Source organism: Methylobacterium sp. J-088 (assembly GCF_022829295.1).
Classification (GTDB): Bacteria; Pseudomonadota; Alphaproteobacteria; order Rhizobiales; family Beijerinckiaceae; genus Methylobacterium.
The window spans coordinates 1-321 of record NZ_JAKSYH010000076.1; the positions used below are offsets into that span (position 1 = coordinate 1).

1 protein-coding gene is annotated in these 321 nt (G+C 56.4%); it reads right to left on the reverse strand.

Annotation, left to right across the window (positions count from 1 at the left end; translation table 11 throughout):
- Positions 1-321, reverse strand: a 321-nt coding sequence (locus MKK63_RS09305) for a DUF892 family protein (protein WP_244000921.1), incomplete at both ends; no start/stop codon positions are given.

Here is a 321-nt window from a genome sequence, read left to right on the forward strand (position 1 = left end):
CTTGTGAGCGAGATAGGAATCTACGAAACCTGGGATATGGCTTCCCAGCCAGTCGCCAATATCCTGCGTCTCCGTCATCGATTGCTCCAAGATAGGCTTGTCATCGCCGGCACCGGCCGCGTCGGCTAGTTCGAGCAACACTTTGTAGGAGCTTATCTCGTAGGCCTTAAAGCCGATTGCAGCTAAGACGTTTTTCAGCACTGCGTCGCCTGCGCCGGCAGGTGTGAAGACTGTCACTGTTCTGACCGCGCCGGTAACCGCCTCCTTGAGCAGCGACTTCTTAGATCCGTGCTTCTCAAGAAGGTCATCGAGCCGGGCAGC